This window comes from Sphingobacterium sp. (assembly GCF_039596235.1).
Classification (GTDB): Bacteria; Bacteroidota; Bacteroidia; order Sphingobacteriales; family Sphingobacteriaceae; genus Sphingobacterium.
Genome location: NZ_JBCNKE010000003.1, coordinates 455,177 through 477,401, shown reverse-complemented (window position 1 = coordinate 477,401; position 22,225 = coordinate 455,177). Strand labels below are relative to the sequence as shown.

General features: G+C 38.3%; 14 protein-coding genes. 11 read left to right on the top strand and 3 right to left on the bottom strand.

All coding sequences use genetic code 11. The features are described 5' to 3' along the window. Positions 1 to 157: 157 nt before the first annotated feature. Positions 158 to 3,424 (top strand): SusC/RagA family TonB-linked outer membrane protein, encoded by a 3,267-nt coding sequence (locus tag ABDW32_RS09355; protein WP_343561687.1) that lies wholly within the window; start codon positions 158 to 160, stop codon positions 3,422 to 3,424. 5 nt (positions 3,425 to 3,429) lie between these two features. Further along, the gene (locus ABDW32_RS09350) at positions 3,430 to 4,926 is read left to right on the top strand and encodes a RagB/SusD family nutrient uptake outer membrane protein (protein WP_343561685.1); all 1,497 of its coding nucleotides are present in this window, start codon (positions 3,430 to 3,432) and stop codon (positions 4,924 to 4,926) included. Between the two features lie 500 nt (positions 4,927 to 5,426). Here the strand turns inward: ABDW32_RS09350 and ABDW32_RS09345 are convergent, their stop codons facing one another. Both ABDW32_RS09345 and ABDW32_RS09340 read right to left on the bottom strand, forming a co-directional pair. Further along, positions 5,427 to 6,668 carry a S41 family peptidase gene (locus tag ABDW32_RS09345; RefSeq protein ID WP_343561683.1) on the bottom strand — a complete coding sequence of 414 codons (1,242 nt, stop codon included), beginning with the start codon at positions 6,666 to 6,668 and terminating at the stop codon, positions 5,427 to 5,429. Positions 6,669 to 6,746: 78 nt separating this feature from the next. After that, positions 6,747 to 7,475 carry a porin family protein gene (locus tag ABDW32_RS09340; protein WP_343561681.1) on the bottom strand — a complete coding sequence of 243 codons (729 nt, stop codon included), beginning with the start codon at positions 7,473 to 7,475 and terminating at the stop codon, positions 6,747 to 6,749. 998 nt (positions 7,476 to 8,473) lie between these two features. Here ABDW32_RS09340 and ABDW32_RS09335 point away from each other — a divergent pair. From ABDW32_RS09335 to ABDW32_RS09325, 3 genes are all read left to right on the top strand, one after another. Then, positions 8,474 to 9,124, top strand: a complete 651-nt coding sequence (locus ABDW32_RS09335; protein ID WP_343561679.1) for a hypothetical protein — start codon at positions 8,474 to 8,476, stop codon at positions 9,122 to 9,124. A gap of 873 nt (positions 9,125 to 9,997) precedes the next feature. Further along, positions 9,998 to 10,189, top strand: coding sequence for a hypothetical protein (locus ABDW32_RS09330; protein WP_343561677.1), 192 nt, complete (start codon positions 9,998 to 10,000; stop codon positions 10,187 to 10,189). 218 nt (positions 10,190 to 10,407) lie between these two features. Continuing rightward, positions 10,408 to 11,004, top strand: coding sequence for a hypothetical protein (locus ABDW32_RS09325; protein ID WP_343561675.1), 597 nt, complete (start codon positions 10,408 to 10,410; stop codon positions 11,002 to 11,004). Positions 11,005 to 11,202: 198 nt separating this feature from the next. On the opposite strand, the gene ABDW32_RS09320 is transcribed toward ABDW32_RS09325, so the two are convergent. Continuing rightward, positions 11,203 to 12,663 carry a hypothetical protein gene (locus ABDW32_RS09320; RefSeq protein ID WP_343561673.1) on the bottom strand — a complete coding sequence of 487 codons (1,461 nt, stop codon included), beginning with the start codon at positions 12,661 to 12,663 and terminating at the stop codon, positions 11,203 to 11,205. Between the two features lie 430 nt (positions 12,664 to 13,093). Between ABDW32_RS09320 and ABDW32_RS09315 the strand changes: the two genes are divergently transcribed. The 6 genes from ABDW32_RS09315 (at position 13,094) to ABDW32_RS09290 (ending at position 22,065) form a co-directional block, all read left to right on the top strand. Continuing rightward, positions 13,094 to 13,690: a sigma-70 family RNA polymerase sigma factor gene (locus tag ABDW32_RS09315; RefSeq protein ID WP_343561671.1), complete on the top strand. Its 597-nt coding sequence runs from the start codon at positions 13,094 to 13,096 to the stop codon at positions 13,688 to 13,690. 106 nt (positions 13,691 to 13,796) lie between these two features. Beyond that, positions 13,797 to 14,921: a FecR family protein gene (locus ABDW32_RS09310; protein ID WP_343561669.1), complete on the top strand. Its 1,125-nt coding sequence runs from the start codon at positions 13,797 to 13,799 to the stop codon at positions 14,919 to 14,921. An 11-nt stretch (positions 14,922 to 14,932) separates the two neighbouring features. Beyond that, positions 14,933 to 18,304, top strand: a complete 3,372-nt coding sequence (locus ABDW32_RS09305; protein ID WP_343561667.1) for a SusC/RagA family TonB-linked outer membrane protein — start codon at positions 14,933 to 14,935, stop codon at positions 18,302 to 18,304. 14 nt (positions 18,305 to 18,318) lie between these two features. Beyond that, positions 18,319 to 19,806: a RagB/SusD family nutrient uptake outer membrane protein gene (locus tag ABDW32_RS09300; RefSeq protein ID WP_343561665.1), complete on the top strand. Its 1,488-nt coding sequence runs from the start codon at positions 18,319 to 18,321 to the stop codon at positions 19,804 to 19,806. Between the two features lie 2 nt (positions 19,807 to 19,808). Further along, positions 19,809 to 20,588, top strand: a complete 780-nt coding sequence (locus ABDW32_RS09295) for a DUF4843 domain-containing protein (protein ID WP_343561663.1) — start codon at positions 19,809 to 19,811, stop codon at positions 20,586 to 20,588. A gap of 7 nt (positions 20,589 to 20,595) precedes the next feature. Further along, positions 20,596 to 22,065 (top strand): PKD-like family lipoprotein, encoded by a 1,470-nt coding sequence (locus tag ABDW32_RS09290; protein ID WP_343561660.1) that lies wholly within the window; start codon positions 20,596 to 20,598, stop codon positions 22,063 to 22,065. The last annotated feature ends 160 nt before the right edge of the window (positions 22,066 to 22,225 follow it).

The following is a 22,225-nucleotide window of genomic DNA, read 5'->3' as shown; positions in this document are numbered from 1 at the left end:
AATGATAGGTTTTGCATTCCTTGGTCAAATTATATTCTTTTTCGTCTTTGAAAATAAATGGAAATTTAAAAATTATAAACTAATAAAATAAATATATCTCTGCCAATAGGTTCCCACATCCATTACTATTGCCAGACAAGAACTAACTTAATTAAATATGAAACAAAAATTATTCAGTATTATTTTGCTATGGATTCTGTGCATAAGCTTCTCTTATGCACAGAATCGCCAAGTGACGGGGAGGGTGTCCTCTGCCTCAACGGGAGAAGGTCTTGCAGGTGTTACCGTACGAGAAGAAGGAACGAATAGAGTTACACAAACAGATCAGAACGGAAATTATAGTATGCATGTAGGTACAACGAATGTGCGTTTAATCTTTTCGTTAATTGGATACGCTGAGCTATCTCAAGCCTTAAGGCAAGGTCGGAGTCTTGATGTCGCGCTGTCTGAAATCACAAATGATCTCGATGAAGTTATCATTGTTGCTTATGGTAAGGTTAAGAAATCTGACTTTACGGGTTCTGCGACACAGTTAAGTGCCAAGGACCTGGACAAAAGGCCAATCTCCAATATACTGGGGGCTTTGCAAGGTGCCGGTCCTGGTATTCAAACGGCGGCACCATCGGGTGAACCCGGGGCATCACCAACGATCCGTATTCGTGGAATAGGATCTTATTCGGCTGGAAATGACGCATTGATTGTTGTGGATGGTGTTCCTTTTGATGGGGGAATGGCAAACATTAATCCTGATGATGTTGAGAATATCACCGTCCTTAAAGATGCTGCAACAATTGCAATCTATGGATCAAGAGGAGCAAACGGCGTTGTCATGGTGACAACCAAACGGGGAAAAGAAGGTAAAAGCCAGTTCGATGCTAAAGTTCAATTGGGTTATAATCAGAATGGTGTGCCGAACTATAATACCGTTTCTGCCGGGGAGTATTATGAGTTGATGTGGCAGGCCTATACAAACAGTCTAGCTTATGGCCCCTCACCAGTTCCCTTGGATATAGCACGTCAAATTGGTTCGGGACTCCTGACTAGAAATAATGACGGGCAACAGCAATATAATGGAAAGACCTATCAGGATATTGTACAGTTTCTTGGGGGCTACAATGCTTTTAATGTATCAAATGAAAAATTGGTAGACGTCAATGGCAAATTAAATCCTAATGCCCAGTTCAAATATAAAAATTTCACTTCTTGGGAAGACGCAGCAGTAAGGAATGGCAAACGTAATGAATATAGCATAAATTATTCTACAGGAATTAAACGTACAGATATTTATGCTTCTATGAACTACTTGAAAGATAGCGGCTGGGGGCTTCGTTCTTCTATGGATAGGTTTCAGGGAAGAGTAAATGTGAATTCCAGTATTACTGATTGGCTGAAAACAGGTATTAATATGAGTGGAGCAACAAATAAATATGACTATGCTTACACATCAGGGGCAATTAATAATCCTTTTAGTTTTTCGAGAGGAATTGCACCGATTTATCCGGTTTATGTCCACGATCCTGCTACTGGAGAATTGGTATATGATCTATTGGGGGCAAAAAGATATGACTATGGGAATTTAGTATCAGAGTTCGGGTTGAATCGCCTCTATAATAGTGGCCGTCATGCGATAGCAGAGACCCTAATGAATAAGAGTCGTGCCGACCGGGATTTTGTATCTGCAAGGGCTTATATCGATGTCAACATCTTACCATGGCTGACCTTTAACGCTACTTTTAATCCGGACATTCAAAGTGTCCGTGAGGAGGGGTATGAGAATACAGAGGTCGGTGACGGTGCGCCTGCAGGAGGATATAACCAATATTGGTCTCGGCAATTCAGTTATACATTCAATCAGATTTTGCGGGCAAATAACTCTTTTGGAAAGCATAATTTAGAGTCACTTTTGGGACATGAGTTCTACTCGTTTAAGTTAGATGAAATAAGTGGGATGCGAACCGGGCAGGGATTTGAGGGTATGTATGTATTTTCAAATTTTACTGATATCAGTTCATTAGCCTCCGAGCTATCTGAAGAATCTATCGAAAGTTATTTTGGACGAGCAAACTACAACTATGATAGGCGTTATTATTTGAGCGCTATGATTCGTAGAGATGGAAACTCCCGCTTTCCACCTGACTCAAGATGGGCTAACTTCTGGTCTTTAGGTGGAGCATGGCGTCTTGACCAGGAATCATTCTTCAAAAATGAATTTACTGATCTTTTGAAATTACGAGCTTCTTATGGAAAGCTCGGAAACTCACAATTGCTGACATCGTCGGGAGCTCAAAATTACTATCCATACGAGCCGGGCTATAGCATTGGATTTAATAATGCATCTGCATCTGGAGCGGTATTCACCTCTTTAGGCACTAATGATTTGACTTGGGAGTCACAAAAGCCATTCGATGTTGGTGTTGATTTCTCGTTTCTAAAAGGTATAATCCTTGGATCTCTTGAATATTATCATAGAAACTCGGATGGTCTTCTTTTCAACGTAAATCAACCCTATCATAATGGAGGAAGTACATCCGACTCCTTTAACATTCCTCGAAATATCGGAAGCATGACAAACAAGGGTGTAGAGCTTTCGTTAACAGGTAATCTAATACGTAAAAAGGATTTTAACTGGAATCTGACATTAAACTTAACCACCATTAAGAACAAAATAACAAAAATGCCAGCAGAGACACCCGAAATAGTTTCTTCTCCTTATAAGCGGGCTGAGGGCAGATCTATTTATGATTATTATACAAGAACATATTATGGTGTGGATCCAGAAACTGGCGGGGCACTTTATCTAGGATTGGACGAAAAAATAACTTATGATCCAAATAATGCGGATCATAAATTGATAGATAAGGGAAATGGGGTGATCGACACAGTAACTTTTGATCATAATGCAGCAAGGCAAGGCTGGATTGGCAAATCTGCCTTACCACCAGTGTATGGAAGTATTGTTAATAGTTTTTCATACAAAAACTTCGATTTTGGTTTTGTTTTAACCTATAGTCTAGGGGGATATTTCTATGATCGACAATATGCAGGGCTGATGAGCTCAGGACCTTCCAATGGTGCTAATTTGCATAAGGACTTGTATGGTGCCTGGAAGAACCCCGGGGATATTACGGACATCCCATTAATGGACTTAAACAGAACTGCGCAAAACGGAGCAACATCAACGCGTTGGTTACAAAAAGCCTCTTACTTGAACCTGAGTGCAATTAATATCAGTTACTCTTTGCCGAAAAGCTTGATAAGCAGAGTCGGTATTCAGCGCGCACGACTGTTTGCGAGCGCCGAAAACCTCTATTATTGGTCTGGTAGAAAAGGGTTTAATCCAGCTGGTGGGATATATGGACCATCGACGTCATCGTCATATACGCAAGCGAGAACAATCAACTTTGGACTTAACTTTGGATTTTAGAAATTATGAACTTACAACATAAAATACATATCAAATCTATTCTGGCAATACTGGTCATCTCGACCGCTGTTTTGTCATCATGTAGTAAAGAATCTCTACAACACGAACCGACCTCGCTGATTTTGCCGGCAACCGTATTCGCTACAACGGGCAATGCTTATGCCGCTATAAATGGTATGCATAGGTTAATGTACACGCAATGGTACGGCAACCAGTCAACGGGAGGGCAGAGTGGTAATATGCTCTATATGGAGGTCTTGGGGGATGATTATGTGATGACAGGGGCTGCTAACGGTTTTTTCAATAGCGAATATAAATGGCTTGCTCACAGAGATAATACAGCAAGTATCTTGACATTTAATTATGGTTTTTACTATGCGCTGATAGGTAATGCTAATGAAATCATCGTTAATATTGACGGAGCAGTGGGGCCACAGGAAGATAAAAACTTTATTAAAGCACAGGCATTAACATACAGAGCTTGGTCATACTACCAAATGGTACAACTTTTTGGTAAACGTTATGTGAAGGGAGGTGATAATTCATCATTGGGTATGTCACTCATTTTGACAAAGACGGTAGGAGCAGTTCCTAGAAACAAGGTTGAAGAAGTTTATACCCAGATCAATAAAGATTTGGACGATGCAGTAGCGCTTTTCAGCAATGCAACAAAGAGGCCGGATATTTCGCATTTAAATGTTAATGTTGCAAAGGGTCTCAAAGCGCGTGTTGCATTGACCCAACAAAATTATGAACTAGCGGCCCAGTCTGCGAAAGAGGCTCGCACTGGGTTTACACTGATGAATCAGAATCAGTATCTAAATTCTTTTGTTGATTTTAAAAATCCGGAATGGATTTGGGGCATATTGCATCGAGAAGATCAGTCAACGAATTTTTTCTCTTTTTATGCATATGTTGGAAACTATAGTTCTACAAATACGCGCGGTAATCCTAAAGCAATTAATTCTTTGCTTTACAATAAATTATCGAGTACAGATATTCGTAAAAAACTATGGGATCCAACAGGAGCTGAGGCAAACTTTCCGGTAGCAGCAGGTGGCGTCAGGAAGCCCTATATGACTCGAAAATTTACCTTGGCCAATCCAGCCAATAGTAACGGCGACCTGATGTTTATGCGGGCTGCAGAAATGTATTTGATCGAAGCAGAAGCACTTGCTCGATCAGGGAAAGAGGGGGATGCTCGACAGGCACTCTTTGAATTGGTTAAAACAAGAGATGCTAATTATACGCTTTCCACAAATAGTGGAACAGCTCTGATAGAGGAGATCTTAATACACAGAAGGGTTGAGCTGTGGGGAGAAGGGTTCCGTTTCTATGATTTGAAGCGTTTAAACGCTCCTTTGGATAGAAACGGGGCTAATCATAGCACCTCACTCGCCGTGACCATGAGCGTACCAGCAGGAGACAAACAATGGGAGTTTTTGATTCCTCAGGGAGAGATTGATCGGACACTTGGAGTTGTTGCACAAAATCCCTTATAACGGTTCCAAACAAACCTGCGCTGATTCTAGTCGCATAAATAAAAGAGGCTGTCTAAAAAGGTCTCATAAAAAATAACCCTGTCATTAAAATGGCGGGGTTATTCTGTTTTTTGTCCTTAAGATTTCGTATATTAAGGTGCACAAAAAAACGATATGGCAAACATATAATTCAAAGGGCTTCCATCCATAATATTATAGATTAATTTTATCGAAATTATAGTTGCTATCCTGTCCAGACATCTGTTCAATGGACAGGTATCTTTTTTTATTATAAGGATACTGTTGTAAAAAATATTCGTACTTTTTATATATCCAAAAAGTCTTAGATAATCTGTCCGATATTTACATAGGCAATGGTCAGGTAAGTCTACCATTTGGCCTGAAATAATTTTAACAATACTGTTTTCTTAAAGTAATCAAAGAGAATAAAAAAGCTGAAGCCGCCAGAACGGGGAGTTCTAAACGGCTTCTCAATCTATGTTGCCAAATGAAAAATAATTTTATCTTGGATTCTCGGATCGGAGACTTTTATTATCCAAACTACCGATCAGATCAATCGCCTTCTGTAATTGTGGATCTTGCTGTGCAGCAATAGCCGCACCATTAAATTTGACCTCAACATCCGGGCTAAAACCTACTCCTTCATAGACCTTTCCATCTTTATACTTAAACATAAGTGATGAAGTATACACATTCAGACCGTATGGCAGCAAGTTTCCTGCAACATCAAACTGCCCACCATTATAATATATATTTGTGCTTAAAGGCCCTGTGCCACCCCATGTACGCTCGCCAACAAAATAGCCGTTCGGCAGGCTTTTTATGGCCATGGTAGTAATTTCGGACATACTAACAGAGTGGGCATCGGCCAACATGACAATAGGGCAAGTAACCTTTTGACCATCTTTTTGCGGTGCCACCAAAGCGGGCACCCAAGGTGTGTAATCCAATCGTCCATTGTTCACCTTCGATCGTGTGTAACCTATTTGCAAGGGCGATGAAATCATCCGTCCTACTAAGAAATCCAAATCCGATAAGTTCCCTCCGCCGTTACTTCTGACATCAATAATAACACCTTTTAAGGTACTGTCTTTTAATTTAGAAAAAAAACTCTCCAATGCGTTTCGATATGTCCTAAATTTGTTAGCATACTTCGCTAGCGCAAATTCATCAAAACCAAGATATAAAATATCACGCTTTATTGTCCCTGTAACAATACGCTTAGTAGAGTTTGTAAAATCAGGATTTAATATTTTTAAGGCGACTACTTCTGCTTTTTCATCAAGATAATTATTTGGAATTGCATTTAGAAAATGCCCCATTCTGATCGGATCATGATACGCCGAATCTAGTATTTTTCTCTCAAATGAAGGATTAATAAATATTGAACCTTCTTCCAATTGGGGCAAATTCAGGGTCAAATTATAATGTCCATCAATTAAATCTTTCGACATTTCCTTAAAATAACCACGTGCTATGCTCACATCGGTGCTATCGTTAATATTTAATTTTGCAAACAACGGTTTGTACTGCTTATAGACCGCATCCCAATCGGTTTTTTCGATATCCCAAAATATATAATTATTGTTCATCCCATTCCAGTATGACTCAAAAATTGTTTCAAAATTTCCCCCTATATAAGTTTCAGGACTTTCCAGTTCGGGATTTTCTTTACGGCAGGAGGTCATTGTGGCTACGCCCAGCAAAATCGGGATAAGCAGCTTATAAAATATAGATTTCATTTTTGTGGTTTTACGTTATTAGAAATAATTTATGCGATGATACAATAGGATCTGTTACTGTGAAGACAAATCATTGTCTTACAATTGATATAAAACACCGATCTGTATACCTAAGGTATTGTTGTAGCGAGAAATTTGATTGAGCATGTAATCTTTTTGGTTATCACTGAGGCCATAATTATACCGTCCTTCCGCAACGAGTTTATACCGCTCCAAAATTTTATATTCAATCCCCATTCCGCCTATCAATCCAAACTCAAGTCGCTTGTCACGTCTCTTGTCAAAGCTGTATTTCTCATCATATTCATACTTTCCCCTTATTTGATAGATCGAGTGGAGTTGCGCCATGTCATCCAAATCTGGTGGATTGTCAAATACGGAAGCAGTAGCCCCTTTTACTTGGCTGCTCCCCCAATACGCAGCGAATCCACCGGCATTCATAAATCCCCGCAAGCGGCTTCCCCCGAAAGAAAAATGTGCTATTAATGGCAATTGAAAATAACCATTTCGTACCTTATGGAATACCCCCTCAAAGAAATCGTTCCGTTGTAACTTATAGTTCTTCTGGATATAAGATGGCTCCGCCTGTACAGCAAACCATTCGTTTATGTTGTAACGAACAGGTATCCCCAGCTGAAAACCCGACCTCCCCTTGAGGTTGGTAAAAACACGGTATCCGTCAGTTGTCGTCAATACATTATGTGTATAACCACCGCTGATACCGATTTCAAACTTGCTCTGTGCATATGTGCTCGCGAAGACAAAAGTCAGCCACAACACTGCAAACATTTTTTTTCTAGATGTCATATTAAATCATTATTTAAAATTGGTTTAATCCAAAGCGTTTATTACTTCTCGTAATGACCGCCTTACATCAGATAAGACGACCATCTTTATTTATTGTCCCAATTTTTTTTAAACTTTAAACCAGTACGACAAAATCGTTTGCGGACCACTATCCGAATTGTCTTTCCTGGTAAACATATTCATTCCAATGAGCAATAAGTTTTCAAAAAACAAAATGACAAACCAACCTATTCAGTTCATCACTGACTGGAGACGCGAAGGCCGTAACAACAGACGCTTCTTGTGGGATATCCCCTTACAGATAAGGCAAATTAATACCTCATTCCACATCATACATTAACACTACACCTTTACAAATAATACCGTCCAAAAAACATTCACACCATACCTGTGTATGACACATCAAAATCAGATACAAAAACACCCACGTCTGAAATTTTTCTTCTCTATATTCGCCAAAAAAATCGCCGACTTGAATCTTCAACAACTCAACAACGAGCATTTATTAAATGTAAATTAAAGACAGCTCATCGGACATATGAAGCCCTATTCGGACGGACACGAACAGGAAATTATATCAATAAATTAAAGCATCAAACTATTTTATCAGTGTAATTATAAAAGAAAGGACAAAATAACGTCAAGATAATGGTCTAGGTCACCAAATATCTTCAAGGACAATCATTCTATAATAGCGCCAGGTTAAATACGGCTTCTGTTAATTACAATAAATATTAATTCAATTTAAAAATAATACACATTCACAATGAACAGACATTAATTAATTAATTAATTAATTATGCTCGGTGGGTAATACTTCCGCTATCTCTATTAATTTTAACTTTCTCTTGTAAAAAAGACATTGAACAAGCACAAACCATAAAAGGTGGAGTGGCTGAGGTCAAAATGAACCTGCAACACATAGATGACGTGCCGGAAACATTAACCAACTACGGGCCAAAGGAAACAGTTCCATACTTTCGGCAGATGATGAAAACATGCCACAAATCCAACCTTCAGCAGAAATAGCACGGATTCCACTGAAAGACAATTATTTTTTAATCGCGACAGTAACCGACGGTAATATGGGTACAGCGGACAATGCAAGTCGGCAACTCAAAGCTTCCGCCGAATCAGTGGGAGTCAACTGCACCAATACACTGACCAATGGAAGCAAATATCGCGCGTTGGTATACGACGATAAAGGTAAATTAGTCGTGCAAAAAGTTTATACCGTAGGTAAAAATATACCGGACGATGGTGAGGACCTTCAGCTTAACGGTGGTAGTACCTACAAATTTATTGTTTATTCCTACAATACATCAGAGGTACCGGCAGCTGTGAATGCAACCGATGCTACTACGAATGTATCCGGCAACAAAGATCTTCTGTATTTTACGAAAAACATAACAGTTTCTGGTGGTGCAACAAATGATCTAGACATCGTATTCAAGCACAAATATTCAAAAGTAAATATTAGCATAAATTCGAATGACATTGGACCTATATCTAAAATTCAGGCTAGTTTTACCCCCCACTATGTCAGTAATAGAATCAATCTGTTGACTGGAGCAATCGAATACGATAAAACCGCTGTTAATTTACCTATAGACAACTTATCCGGGGACTACGTAACCATTCGATATTAGTAACTAATGGGGGACGTCTTTATGAAACAGGAGATAACAGCCTTGGACAGCTAGGAACAGGAGACTTTAACCCTGTCAATAGCTTTACACGTGCGGCGGCTTTGGATAAATATTATATAGATGATATCCTTTTGGGAACATTTGCAGACCAAACTATCATAATTGCCAGAAACGGAGAAGTATTTGGAACAGGTTCAAACACAAGCTTCACCTTGGGTATCGGAAAGGTGCGTACCAAGATTAACACGTTCAAGACTTTACATTTAAAAATCAAATAATTGATACCTTATATTATTTATCAATAACATAAAATTAAAACTAGATATACTATATTACACGATATTCATTTCCCCTACACTAGTTTATTTTAGTATAAATGCCGGATAAGATTATTCTTATCTGGTTTTTTATTCTTATTTAAAAGCGCCCCTTCGTAAACATAGTTGGAGCTAAACAGCTTCATATTCATTTAGCATATTCTCATTTAAAAATATAAATGATCGCCAAACACGATTCAATTCCCTCGATTTCATGGATAGTTTGAAGAAGAAAACGGCCAATAATGCATTTACCTCCAAATAATGGCATTACCAAAAAAAAAAAAAACAACCCTACAGCAACTATACACAAAGCAAAAACAGGTGATAAGCTTAGAAGTTTAGAGCCATTCAAATATTACTCACATCATACTTAGGCTGTATGGACGGTAAAGTGTATTGATTATAGTTGGTTAATTTAATACCTTCACCCCAATATTTCGTTCTTCAATTTGCGTGTTAAGCAAATCTATAAGCTGGAAAAACACGAAGAACCGACAAAATTATATCGTCTTTAATATTAATTTTTCGAAACACAGTTAATTTATTACAAAAAATGGAAACAAAATTCAGAAAAAAAAATTTAGAAAACTTCGAAACAAACTATGTCTCTCCTAGGATTGAAACCAAACGTATTGAAATGGAGTATAGCGTTGCAGCTGGGTCTACAGTTGTGAGACCAGCTGCCGACCCATCGTCTGAATGGGAAAGCTCAGAAGACCAAACACAGGTTATTCCTTGGGACTAAACTTAAAACCAAAATCAAGAGGCTGAACATGTAACAGCCTCTTGCTACTCTTTTAATATATCCTGAAATCAAACTTAATTAGCTCTTTCGTATTCAAGGAGAAAAGTATTTTTTCCAAAAAGAATCAAACCCATTACTGCTTGTTTTGTTTAAAGAATATATACCCAAAGTATCAGGGATATTTTCAAAAACTAAACTAAACTAAACCAATTTATTACATGAAAAATCTACAGGTAAACAAAAAAATCTTTATAGCATTGTTCTTTTTTTTAATTAGCATTAAAAATAGTAAAGCCCAACAGGGAGGCAATATATTTTTGGGCTATGGTGTAGCTTCATCCCGTTCGATTGAAGACGTCATTACCGACATTTTTGCTGCAACAACAACAGGCGGAAATTACAAGGTTACAGATTCAAAATACTCGGGAGCCATATTTGGTGGATATCGTACCTTTGTCAGCCGTAAAACCGAATTGGCGGGGACATTTGTCTATGAAAGGGCAAGTAAGGATATTGCATCGGATACAGAACAATATGACAAAATTACCAGCAATACATACGCTGTTTTGGCCGGGCTAAAATATAATTATATTAACCGCCCTAGCTTCAGGTTACATTCGGGCTTGGATGCCGGCATTGCGTTCACAAAAAATTCGACCGCAGTTAAAATTGTACTCGATAGCGACAAAGAAACCAATTTCGCCTATCAAATAGATGCCATCGGATTAAGTTATGGACGTAAGCTTTCTTTTTCTTTAAATGTAGGCTATGGATTTAAAGGAATAGCAAATCTAGTATTGGCTCACAAATTATAGAAAGACCGGGCTTAAGCTGTCCTTTTATAGGAAAGAGTAAATTCGACAAAAAGAGCTCATTACAATAGATTTATATATATATTGATATGGTTAGGGTTGGCCGCTCAGGATTTTTGATCCTAGCGGCTTTTTTTTTATGAATTATTCTCCAATGCCAATGCAAACATCACCACCGCGCACTCGTCAAATAGGGTTGCCTTATATCGTAAGGTTATCGAAATACGTATAGAGATCCACATCACTGGAAATCCCCAATCTCTTCCTCAGTCTTCTTTTGCGCTGCTGGACAGACATAGGTTGTACAAAGGTATAAGTTGCAATTTCTTTTGTTGTGAAACCTAATTTAATATATGCACAGAACACCTGTTCAGAATTCTCCAATGTCGAATTTTTAATCAACAAGGCTTCAATAAATTTGGGATAGAGATCTTTAAATCTACTCAAAAAGGCCGAATTATTCTCTTTTGCTAGTACCATCACCTCGTCGTACCGTTTATCGTGGATGGTTTTGATGAAATCTGCTGTTTGTTTTCTCGAAGTTTCTTTTGTCAATTTGTGTTTTTTTATTATTCGAAAAGTAAAAAATACAATGAATAAAACAAGGATAGATAACACTAACATTAACAGACGCATTGTATTATTATCATGCCGGTCCTTATGAGTTACCTCCTCCAGAAAGCTTGCCATAGCCGGCTCATAACTTTCATAGATATATTTATTCTGTTGCATTCTAGCTAACTTCCATTTCGTGATATAATACTTCTCCTTTTTTAAATCCCCTCTTTTATAATAGATATCTGCCATATTTTTATATAAATCAACATCATTATAGCCGAGAAAAAATTTTGTGGAATCTAAAATTGAAATAGACTTTAGGTAAGCATTCTCCGCCTCATTGAATTGACGTTGATTAAAAAAATAATCCCCTGAAACACGGTTAAACATCAACATAGCATATGAAATTGTATGTTTTATATCTCCTAAATGTTCCAACTGAGTTAATTTTGCCTTGGCAGAGTCAGGCTTATTATCCTCCAAATATGCTTTTGCTAACAGACAATCCACGATGACGCCCGGTTTCAGCAAACGTGACTTGTAATAGTAATAGTAAGCTGAATCAGATTGCAATAAATCGGCATAAATTTTACCCTTTATCTTATAGGCTTCAGCCAGTAAGTTATTTTTTATTTCGTTATCGTTGATTTTTTTTGCATTCGTTAGCGCTTTTTGGGTATAATAAAAAGCATTATTAGGCATATGGATGTCATTGTAATATTTAGCATATGCCGTGTATAACCGTATCATCTGGGCAGCACTCTTCGAACCCACTAATTTTCTTTTTGCTTCGTCCAAAAAGATTAGATAATTTTTTGGATCGGCAGAAAAGCAAAGTTGAGCCAAATTAATAAAACAGGTGGCTTCTCCTGCCTTATAGCCGTCTGCATTGAATGTTTTAAGAAAAACATTCTGAAGGGTTATACAACTTTCTAAATGCCCCGTACGCTCCAAACTTTCACTTTTTTCAATGAGAGGCAAATCAATTGCTTTAAATTGCTCCTCTGCATTGGGTGTACATGACGTCGTAGCCAATAGCAATAGAAAAATTCCGACAAAATACCCGATTTTTTTTTTCTGTGACCGATTTACCTGTATGTTCATCTCGTATTAAATTAATTTAGCATGCTCAGTTTATGTAAAACATGCACTTATTTGATTCTTCACATAAGACGATCTCGACAGTAATTTATCCCGCAAAATTTTTACTTTGCAGAAGAAAACTAAAAGAAGATGCTTACAGACTGAATCTGTCTTGTAAGGAGAAAGTAATCACCATGTACTGCTTTTTTTATTAAAAAAACTGAAAATGTATGATCTATGTACATAACTCATATACGAAAAATTATTGCCGGTCTGCATATCTTTTAACCTATTACAATAGGATATAAAAGAATATAAAAATTAGCACCTTCCCCCCTACTGAACAAGAAATTAAAGCAAACGCTAAAAAGTATATCACCATCACATTTTTTGTTAGTAGGAAATTTTACTGGTAAAATTGTATATTTGAGTAGCAGTTTTTTCAATCTACATGTCGCAACCATTATATAAAGAGACCGATGAGATCCTCTATAATTATGTAAGAGCAAACAATCAAAAAGCATATAACATATTATATGATCGTTATAAACGTCCCCTATCTGCATTTGCTCTAAAAAAAGTGAGTATCGAAGAAGCAGAAGATATCGTCCACGACGTTTTGGCGAAGCTATGGACAAACAGGGATTCGATTATCATAAAAGAGAAATTATCGGCTTACGTTTTTCGATCACTACGCAATAGGATCCTCGATCACATGGCCAGGTCAGATCATTACCAGCGTTATCGCGACTCACTGGTGTCATTCGCTGAAGACCAGAGATCCTCCTTTGCTGCGGACTACTCCATCAGGGAAGAAAGTTTCCTTAACTCAGTTGATGCAATTTTACTGCGGCACGGCCCCAAATCCCAGACAATAATCCGAATGCGCATGCAAGGTTATAATAATCACGAAATTGCTGAAAAGCTTAATCTTTCAGAAAAAACTGTTCGTAATCAGCAATCTTCGATTCTTAAATATTTGCGGTCGAAATTGCCCATTTTTATTTTTTTATGGTTAATAATTATTTTGCAGGTACTCCTAAGATGATTCCTATACATGCCTACCCGTTTTGTAATCTGTGTTCTTTCTATTAGACCATTTATTAAATTCATTTACAGCTAAAAACAAAAAATAATACTTAATTTTGCTACGTATGAAGATAGAGAAAGATATATTACAACGCTATTCTTCCGGACAATGCAGTGATGATGAGCGATCAATCGTAGAAACTTGGTTTGACCAATATAATCTAGAAAAACAGGTAACTGAAAAAGAGCTCGACACTGTTGTTGCGGCCTTAGATAAGCGGATTGGGGTACAATCGCGAAATACGCGCGTGTGGTATAGTGCTGCGGCAGCAGCCATTATCGGTGTTTTCGTTGCCTCTTATATGTACACAAAAAGTCTTCAACATACGAATCCTCGCCCAAATTATACTGAACTTACTGCAATTAAAGCCCCTAAAAAAGGGTCGCCGAGTATTATATTGGAGGACCAATCTAGTTTTATCCTGGACGATTTTCATTCAGGAGACACGACTCAAATCGGTAAATATACGATTACAAAGTTGTCTTCAGGCGAAATTAGATATCTTAATATGCCAGATTCGGCAGATCCAATATACCACACGATTAAAGTACCTATTGGAACCAAAGCAGGGATTCAACTTGCCGATGGCTCCACAGTCTGGCTGAATGCAAATGCCGAATTAAAATATACCGCCAATCCAATGAGCAAACGTGAAGTTGCCCTGCAAGGTGAAGCCTATTTTGAAATTAGCCCTGCTAGTAAACAACCGACCAATTCACCATTTTATGTGCGGGGGCAGGCGCAGACCATTAAAGTGTTAGGGACTAAATTCGATGCGAATTTTGGCGAACAGCCGCGGACCGCACTTCTGGAAGGAAAAATTGCGTTTGCCAATAAAGGCACGGAAATTAATTCTCCTACTGATATTGACTATGGCCTGACAATGCTCCCTAATCAACTGTACGATGGCAAACAATTGAAAACTGTTGACCACATTGCTGGTTATATAGACTGGAAAGATGATAATTTCAACTTTACGGGGTTAAACTTGAAAGAAATCGCCCAAAAGTTGTCCTCTTGGTATGACGTGACCATAGTAGTTGAGCCTAGCCTGGAGAAAAATACATTGTACGGAAAAGCGAACCGCCAAAAAGACCTTATTGTTATCCTTCAAATGATCAATAAGATTATCCCGATTCGCTATGAATTAAAAGACAATAAAGTTTATATCAGCGATGCATCAAAATAAATGGATAGCCAATGGGGAAACGAGGCTTATTTTTCGGTACTGTCATCAAACGTAGCTGTCTTTCATCGTCAACTACGTTTACGGGAAAAATAATCCTTTTGTTATCCGTTATGGTCTGGGCTTTCCCGACCATAAGGGCCCAGACCATTACGCTAAAAGTAAAAAAAGAATCACTACATGCTGTTCTGGAAAAAATTCATCAACAAATAAAATCCGATATCATTGGCGATATGGATGTACTCGAGCAAGCAAATCCCGTGACTTTAAACGTCAAAAACAAAGATGTCAGGGAAGTACTTAAAATGCTCTCAGCCTCGCAAACCATGAGCCTGTCATTTGAAAACAATACGATATTTATCCGGTCCAAACTTCCTGAAAAAATTTCCCCGACGAAAAAAAAAGATGCAAATTCCGGCCTGTTGCGGGGCACTATAACTGATGAATCACAAGGTCCATTGAGTAATGTTGTCGTTCGTAATCTCTCAAATAATCCGATTCATACAACAATTACGGATAAAGAAGGTAAATACAAAATAAACGCTATACCAGGGGATATCGTTTCGTTTTCCATGGTGGGATATGCTGCTCAACATATTGTTATTGGAAAGCAAAGCCAGCTAAATCTGATGTTGCGGCAAAAAAATAATATGATCGAAGAAGTCCTGATTAACACAGGATATACACGCCGGAGAAAATTATCATTTACGGGCACTTCGACAGTTATTACACAACAGGAACTTGAGCAATTTAATAACAGCAATATTTTTCAAATATTGCAGTCACTTGATCCTACGCTCAAGATCGATGAGGATATTACTACAGGTTCGAATATCAATGTACTTCCCCGAATCACCATCAGAGGTATAAATAATATAGGAGACTATGCTCTAAATTCACCTTTGGTTATATTAGATGGTATTGAAATCAGTTTAGAAAGGCTCTATGATATCGATATTAACAGAATTAAGAGTATCACATTGCTGAAAGACGCAAGCTCGACTGTCTTGTATGGTTCCAGAGGTGGAAATGGTGTCGTTGTTGTAGAAACCGGTCCCCTTAGCGAAAAAAGATTCACATTATCCTATAATCTCCGATCTACCCTTAGCGCTGTAGATCTCAGCGACTATAAATTGATGAATGCCGAACAGAAATTGATGTACGAAAAAGTTGCCGGAAAATATGATATTATTCCCGGAACATGGCCAACACCCGAACAGGATAACCTTGCGCAAGTTGCACTGGAGAAACTTTATGCCAACCGAAAAGCCAACGTCATCCGCGGGGTCAATACCGACTGGCTATCGCAGCCCGTCAGAAATTCGCTTACTTTAAACCACAGCTTACAGCTAGAAGGCCAGATCCCAAAGCTTCAATATCGAGTAGATGGAAATTATGGCACTGTACAAGGTGTAATGAAAGGCTCCTCTCGACTGCGTGCCGGCATAGGGCTCGATCTTATCTATCATATTCCAGATGTACTTACCTTACGCAATTACATCAATTATTTTTTCACAAAAGCGACCAACTCACCCTATGGCCCCTTTTCGCTTTATGCACGTATGAACCCTTATCAGCCTCTTTATGATAGCCAGGGATCCCTAGTGAAAAAATATCCGGATGAAAAGCTAAACGAAGTGGGAACCAATCCCCTGTATAATGCGACATTTATTCCCAAAGATTACCTACAAAATAAAGTGCTCTTAAATAACTTTGCTGCCGAATGGCGCATTCGTCAACATTTTGTATTGAAATCTGTTATCGGCTTGGAGAAGATCAGCCTTTTGGGAGAAAAATATACAGGTCCTTCTCATAGTCGCTTTGATAGTGTATCACAAGATAGCCGCGGTGAATACTACAATACACATGGAACTGGGATAAACTATTCCGCAAACTTAAACTTAGGCTATAATTACTTTACGCCACAACATAGCGTTCAAACAAATTTTATCGGAGAAATTAGATCCAGTCAATTTAATCAAACCGAAAATACGTGGGCAGGCTTAACTTCCGACAGTTATCAAACTATGGATATCATCGCCGCGCAGGCAAAAACAAATAGCCGCAATCACACAAATCCTCGTAACCGCCTGTTAGGCCTGTTATTCACCGGAAATTACCTCTATCGTCAAAAGTATTACCTCGATATATCCTATCGTTTGGATGGTTCTTCTAAATTTGGAAAGAACAGGGCATACGATAATTTTTGGACAGTTGGTATCGGGTACAATCTCAATAAAGACATCTTTTTGAACAGCAAATGGATTGATGAGATTCGCTTTTTTGCCAACACTGGAGTCAATGGAACCGACGCTTACCTGACCAACTTAACACTTTCTTCCTACGTACATTCTCCAGAAAAAAAATACTATAGGGAAACTGGCTTAACTTATGCCAAAGAAGGCAACGATAATCTACGTTGGCCCAAGATACGTTCATGGACGCTAGGAACCACAGGCAAACTCTGGTCAAAACGATTCTTATTTACAATAATATATTATAATAAAGTAACCGATCGCATGATTTCCCTGGTCACCACTGCACCCTCATTAGGCCTACCCCATAACGCTTATTATGAGAATTCGGGCAAGGTACGTAATAAAGGTTTTGAAACTAGCTTTTCCTTCAAACTGATAGAAAATCCTGTAAATGGATTTCGGTGGGATTTGACGGCCACCGCCATTCGTAACCAAAATAGGTTAATTGAAATATCTGAGGCACTTAAAGGTCTTAACAGTGACAATTTAAAAAAGGATAATAAAGGCAACTATTTACAAACAACCTATTATCAGCAGGGGACTTCTATACAGAATTTAAAAGGAGTACGATCAATCGGGATTGATCCGGCATCAGGCAAGGAAATTTTCTTGGACAATATGGGTGGAATAAGTGATAAGTGGAATGTCAATGATATTACCGTTATTGGCAACCGTGAACCCAGTGTATTTGGTTCATTGCGAACCTCACTCAGTTATAAAAATCTTTCAATACAGGTATTTTTTAGTTACTCATTGGGCGGAGATATTTATAATCAGACCTTAGCGAATCGCATTGAAAATACGAGCCCTTGGTTGAACACAGAAGCACGCGCAGGCGCTGACCGTTGGAAGGCGCCGGGCGATCAAGCCTTATTCAAAAGTATCCGTGATGAAAGCCCTACGCTATTATCCAGTCGATTTATTCAACGAGAAAACAAAATTAACTTATCCACACTGATCCTTAATTACGAAATTCCAACTAAAAAGATACAAAAATATGGCCTCAGCCGCTTAAAATTTAATATGGCCTTAACCGATATCGTGACGATCAATACTATAAGGATGGAGCGTGGATTGGATTATCCCTTTGCACGTACTTTTAATATGGGGATTATGGTACAATTTTAATAAAAATTGACAATATGAAAGCTTCTGTTTTTTTTTCTTTTTGTACATTATTATTCCTGTTAGGGAACACCTCCTGCAAGAAATGGCTGGATACCCGGTCTGATAAAGACCTTTATGTAGAAGACGTTTTGACCAACCGCCAAGGCTTCTCAACAGCCCTGGCAGGCATCTATGCAGAGTTGGGAGATAAAGCCTTATATGGAAGGGAAATGGAATTTGGAATGTTGGATGTACTCGCCGGTTATTGGCAAATATACCCACAGCATATTTATTACCCTGCGTCAAACTATGACTACCGTGCAGCAACTGTAGAAAGTAAAATTAATGCAATTTGGTCCGGTATGTACCGGATTATCCGACAGTGCAATATCATCCTTGCGCAAATTGACAATATCAAAACCGATCCAAATTATGCTATAATTAAAGGCGAAACACTGGCAATTCGGGCTTTCTGTCACTTTGAATTGCTAAAGCTATTTGGTCCGGTGATAAAAACAGAAGGACATGATACGCCTGCGATCCCCTATTACACCACATCGGGAAAGTTACCGGGGCAATTTTCAACAAGCCGGGTCTGTTTTCAACATATTGAAGCAGACTTGCAATTGGCTAAAACACTATTGGCTCAAGATCCCATTCGTAGTAACGATAAATATGCAAACTTAAACAAAAACAATGACTACAACTTCTTACTGGACAAAAGAGGTATTCATATGAATTATTTTGCTGTATCGGCCTTACTGGCGCGCAAATCATTATGGGAAGGCAATATGACCGTTGCATCAGATCGGGCCACGCAACTTATGAATGAACTGCCAAAAAATACATCTATTCATTTTGTTAACGATGACGACCTCCCTGAGTACGAACCTAATTCGTTTAACAATTGGAATTTTCGTTTCACAAGGGAAAATATCTGGGGACTATATATAAATAATATGAAAGATCTCACTACGGGATATGTATCTCCTGAATACTATACAAATGGGCGCCTAGTTCCCGATTATACACTTTTTTTGTCCCAGCTTTATACCCAAGGTACGGGGTCGATTAATGACATTCGTTACTGGATGTGGTTAAACTCCGGAACTACATTCTACAAACTTATTTATCCTTCATTTCCCGATGATCATGAATACTACGACAAAGATCTTGACAAATATCGAGAAGCTCAGCTGATCAATCTTCCTGAGATCTACTTTATCTTAACCGAAACCTATCTAGACCAGGATTTAAAAAAATCGCTCGATTACTTAAATATCGTCCGCTATAATCGCTCGCTACCGCCAATAGCTTGGACACACAATATTACTAAAAATGAAGTTTTGATGGCTTTAATAGATGAAGTACGCCGTGAATATATCGGTGAAGGTTTTCTATTTACTTTTTATAAACGACTTAATCTCCAAATTTACCGCAGCAAAAATTCCCCCCCTCCTATTAAGGAAATTTTTAATTTTCCAGTTCCCGAAGATGAACAGCTTTACAACCCCAATCATTAATTATGAACAGTATCTCGATATACAATCTATTTTTATCCGTTATATTTCTCTTTTCGAGCTGTGACAAAAGCGACGAGCTAACTGGTTATAATACAACGGATGCATTTTTATATTTCGGAGAGCTGAAGCTCAAAAATCAAGAGCCACAACAAACAACTGACGCTATTAATTTTTCGTTTGCCTTGGAAAACGATAGCACCTCAGGTATGACTTTGGCCCTCCCTATTATTCTTATCGGGCAAGCAGCCAAAGAAGACCGAGCCATAAGCGTGGGCCTGATTGCCAATGAAAAAGAATATCCGTCCGATTTAGTCCAAATTTCAACGCCAACCTTGCGCAAAAACCACTTCCAAGATACCCTATTTGTTTATATCAAAAGAGCTCAAGAGCTCAAGCAAAAGATCTTTTCCTTTCAAATTTCCCTACATGAAAATGAAAAATTCAAGTTGGGGCCAGCATCGAAAACCACTTTTAAACTGTCCCTCACCGATCAATTACTCGAGCCCCACTGGTGGGTAGGATGGAAAGATTATTTCGGAGAATACAAAAAAGAGGTATATAAAAAGTGGATTGAAATATATTATCCGGGAGCGGATCATACGCCCCCTAGATTTACTGGGGACAAACCAAATTTCGCCTGGAATAACATGCCTCCTTATCCCGCTATAACATTGTACCCAGTTACCTTTTATTTCATGGAAGAATTGAAAAAATATTTCAGAAATAATGTGGTGTATCCAGATGGTGATAGCGATAAACCCAGAATATATTTACCTGAATAAAATAGTTATGAACAGTAAAAAATACTACATCGCGCTAAACTACATGTTCCTTATACTTATACTTGGGGCCTGTTCAAAAGATAAGGGTAATTATAACTATCATGAAATTAACCGGATCATCACGAAAGATCAGGATGGGTCACCGATAGATGGAAAGGAATACTTAATCAGACAAGGAAATTCCAAACTTTTAGTTTGTTCGGTCTCTAATACCTTAAATCAGGCGAAACAACGCGTCGATTTTACCTGGATTATCAACGGCGATACTGTCAGTCACACCGATAAATTATTGATCGCTGCCCATGCCTACCCAGCAGGAAGACATACGGGAAAGCTATTGGTCAAAGATCTACAAACATCGATTACCACAAGTGACGCTTTTACCATTGTTGTAATAAAAAGCGTTGGTTTGGGGTCCTATATTTTAACGGAGAATAATCTAGGGGAAAGCACGCTGGTCATGCGGAGCTTGCTTGACCGGGACAGTTTTCTGTATCAAAAAAACTTTGAAAATATAACACTTGGCAAAAAACCCGTCAATATTGATATTAGCTATGCATTAGATAATAATGGAACCAGAAAATATAAATGTATCCTAATTACTACATCAGAAGGTGATTATCCGATGATGATTTTAGATTTCTTCTCGCTAAGACCTAATTATACCTACTCCGCCACAAAAGCCGTTATCTCAGGTGAAACTCTTCGCCCAACTTTTTCCGTCGCCAACAATGCCTGGACAGACTTTAATCAGCATATCTTTGATGGATTGGTTTTAATCAATGGAAAATGCCACAATATCCTTGCCGGCCTGATCAGCGGCGATGTGTTTCCCAACGATACGCTCAATTACCATTTTGGGAATACTGCGCTTGTTACCAGTTCCCCAATCAACGGATATCGTCTCGCAGGATTTGATTACCGCAATCAAGCCTTTCGTATTTTCTTCAATTCCAATCTAAATTATGGCCTTTTTAACTATAGTGTTGACTTTCCATTTAACACAAAAGAACTTAAAAACCATCACTTTATAGCTGGGTCAGCCAGTAATATTTTTTGGGTATTTATTACACACAGTGATAATGAGATTTTCAGACACTTGATCTATCTAAATAGCTACCAATTAATAACCTCAGCACCAAAAACAATCCCGGAGGTAGTCGATGGAATAAATTTTACTTTTATAAATAACTACTGGTATTTTGCGAAAGGCCGTGTCATTTATCGGCTGTCTTCACAAGACTTATCCCTCACACCTTTTATTACTCTCCCCGCAGATCATTCCGGCGATATCGTCGCTTGGGATTTTAACCTTCCTTCAGATGCCACAACAAAGGTAGGTATTGCGACATTCGCCCCACAAGCTAGCGCGATACATAAAGGGTCTTATTACCTCTATGATCTAACCACAAATAAATTTGAACAGAAACTGCTCGGAGTCATAGATAAAGCAGTTGATCTTGCGATCTGCCTTTAAGACATCGCCCAATAGATTCACGGTTTTGATCGAATGATTTCCCGATAGGCCCTTCCCAAATTATAAGGCATCTATAGGGCAAAACTTATAGCCTATTTTTCACACAATACGCATACCTATTGTCTAGTTTTTTATGCATCTATAAAAACTAACTTTTCTA

Coding starts and splice junctions, on each gene's coding strand:
- ABDW32_RS09355 (WP_343561687.1), top strand. CDS start 158: ATGAAACAAAAATTATTCAGTATTATTTTGCTATGGATTCTGTGCATA.
- ABDW32_RS09350 (WP_343561685.1), top strand. CDS start 3,430: ATGAACTTACAACATAAAATACATATCAAATCTATTCTGGCAATACTG.
- ABDW32_RS09345 (WP_343561683.1), bottom strand. CDS start 6,668: ATGAAATCTATATTTTATAAGCTGCTTATCCCGATTTTGCTGGGCGTA.
- ABDW32_RS09340 (WP_343561681.1), bottom strand. CDS start 7,475: ATGACATCTAGAAAAAAAATGTTTGCAGTGTTGTGGCTGACTTTTGTC.
- ABDW32_RS09335 (WP_343561679.1), top strand. CDS start 8,474: ATGCCACAAATCCAACCTTCAGCAGAAATAGCACGGATTCCACTGAAA.
- ABDW32_RS09330 (WP_343561677.1), top strand. CDS start 9,998: ATGGAAACAAAATTCAGAAAAAAAAATTTAGAAAACTTCGAAACAAAC.
- ABDW32_RS09325 (WP_343561675.1), top strand. CDS start 10,408: ATGAAAAATCTACAGGTAAACAAAAAAATCTTTATAGCATTGTTCTTT.
- ABDW32_RS09320 (WP_343561673.1), bottom strand. CDS start 12,663: ATGAACATACAGGTAAATCGGTCACAGAAAAAAAAAATCGGGTATTTT.
- ABDW32_RS09315 (WP_343561671.1), top strand. CDS start 13,094: ATGTCGCAACCATTATATAAAGAGACCGATGAGATCCTCTATAATTAT.
- ABDW32_RS09310 (WP_343561669.1), top strand. CDS start 13,797: ATGAAGATAGAGAAAGATATATTACAACGCTATTCTTCCGGACAATGC.
- ABDW32_RS09305 (WP_343561667.1), top strand. CDS start 14,933: ATGGGGAAACGAGGCTTATTTTTCGGTACTGTCATCAAACGTAGCTGT.
- ABDW32_RS09300 (WP_343561665.1), top strand. CDS start 18,319: ATGAAAGCTTCTGTTTTTTTTTCTTTTTGTACATTATTATTCCTGTTA.
- ABDW32_RS09295 (WP_343561663.1), top strand. CDS start 19,809: ATGAACAGTATCTCGATATACAATCTATTTTTATCCGTTATATTTCTC.
- ABDW32_RS09290 (WP_343561660.1), top strand. CDS start 20,596: ATGAACAGTAAAAAATACTACATCGCGCTAAACTACATGTTCCTTATA.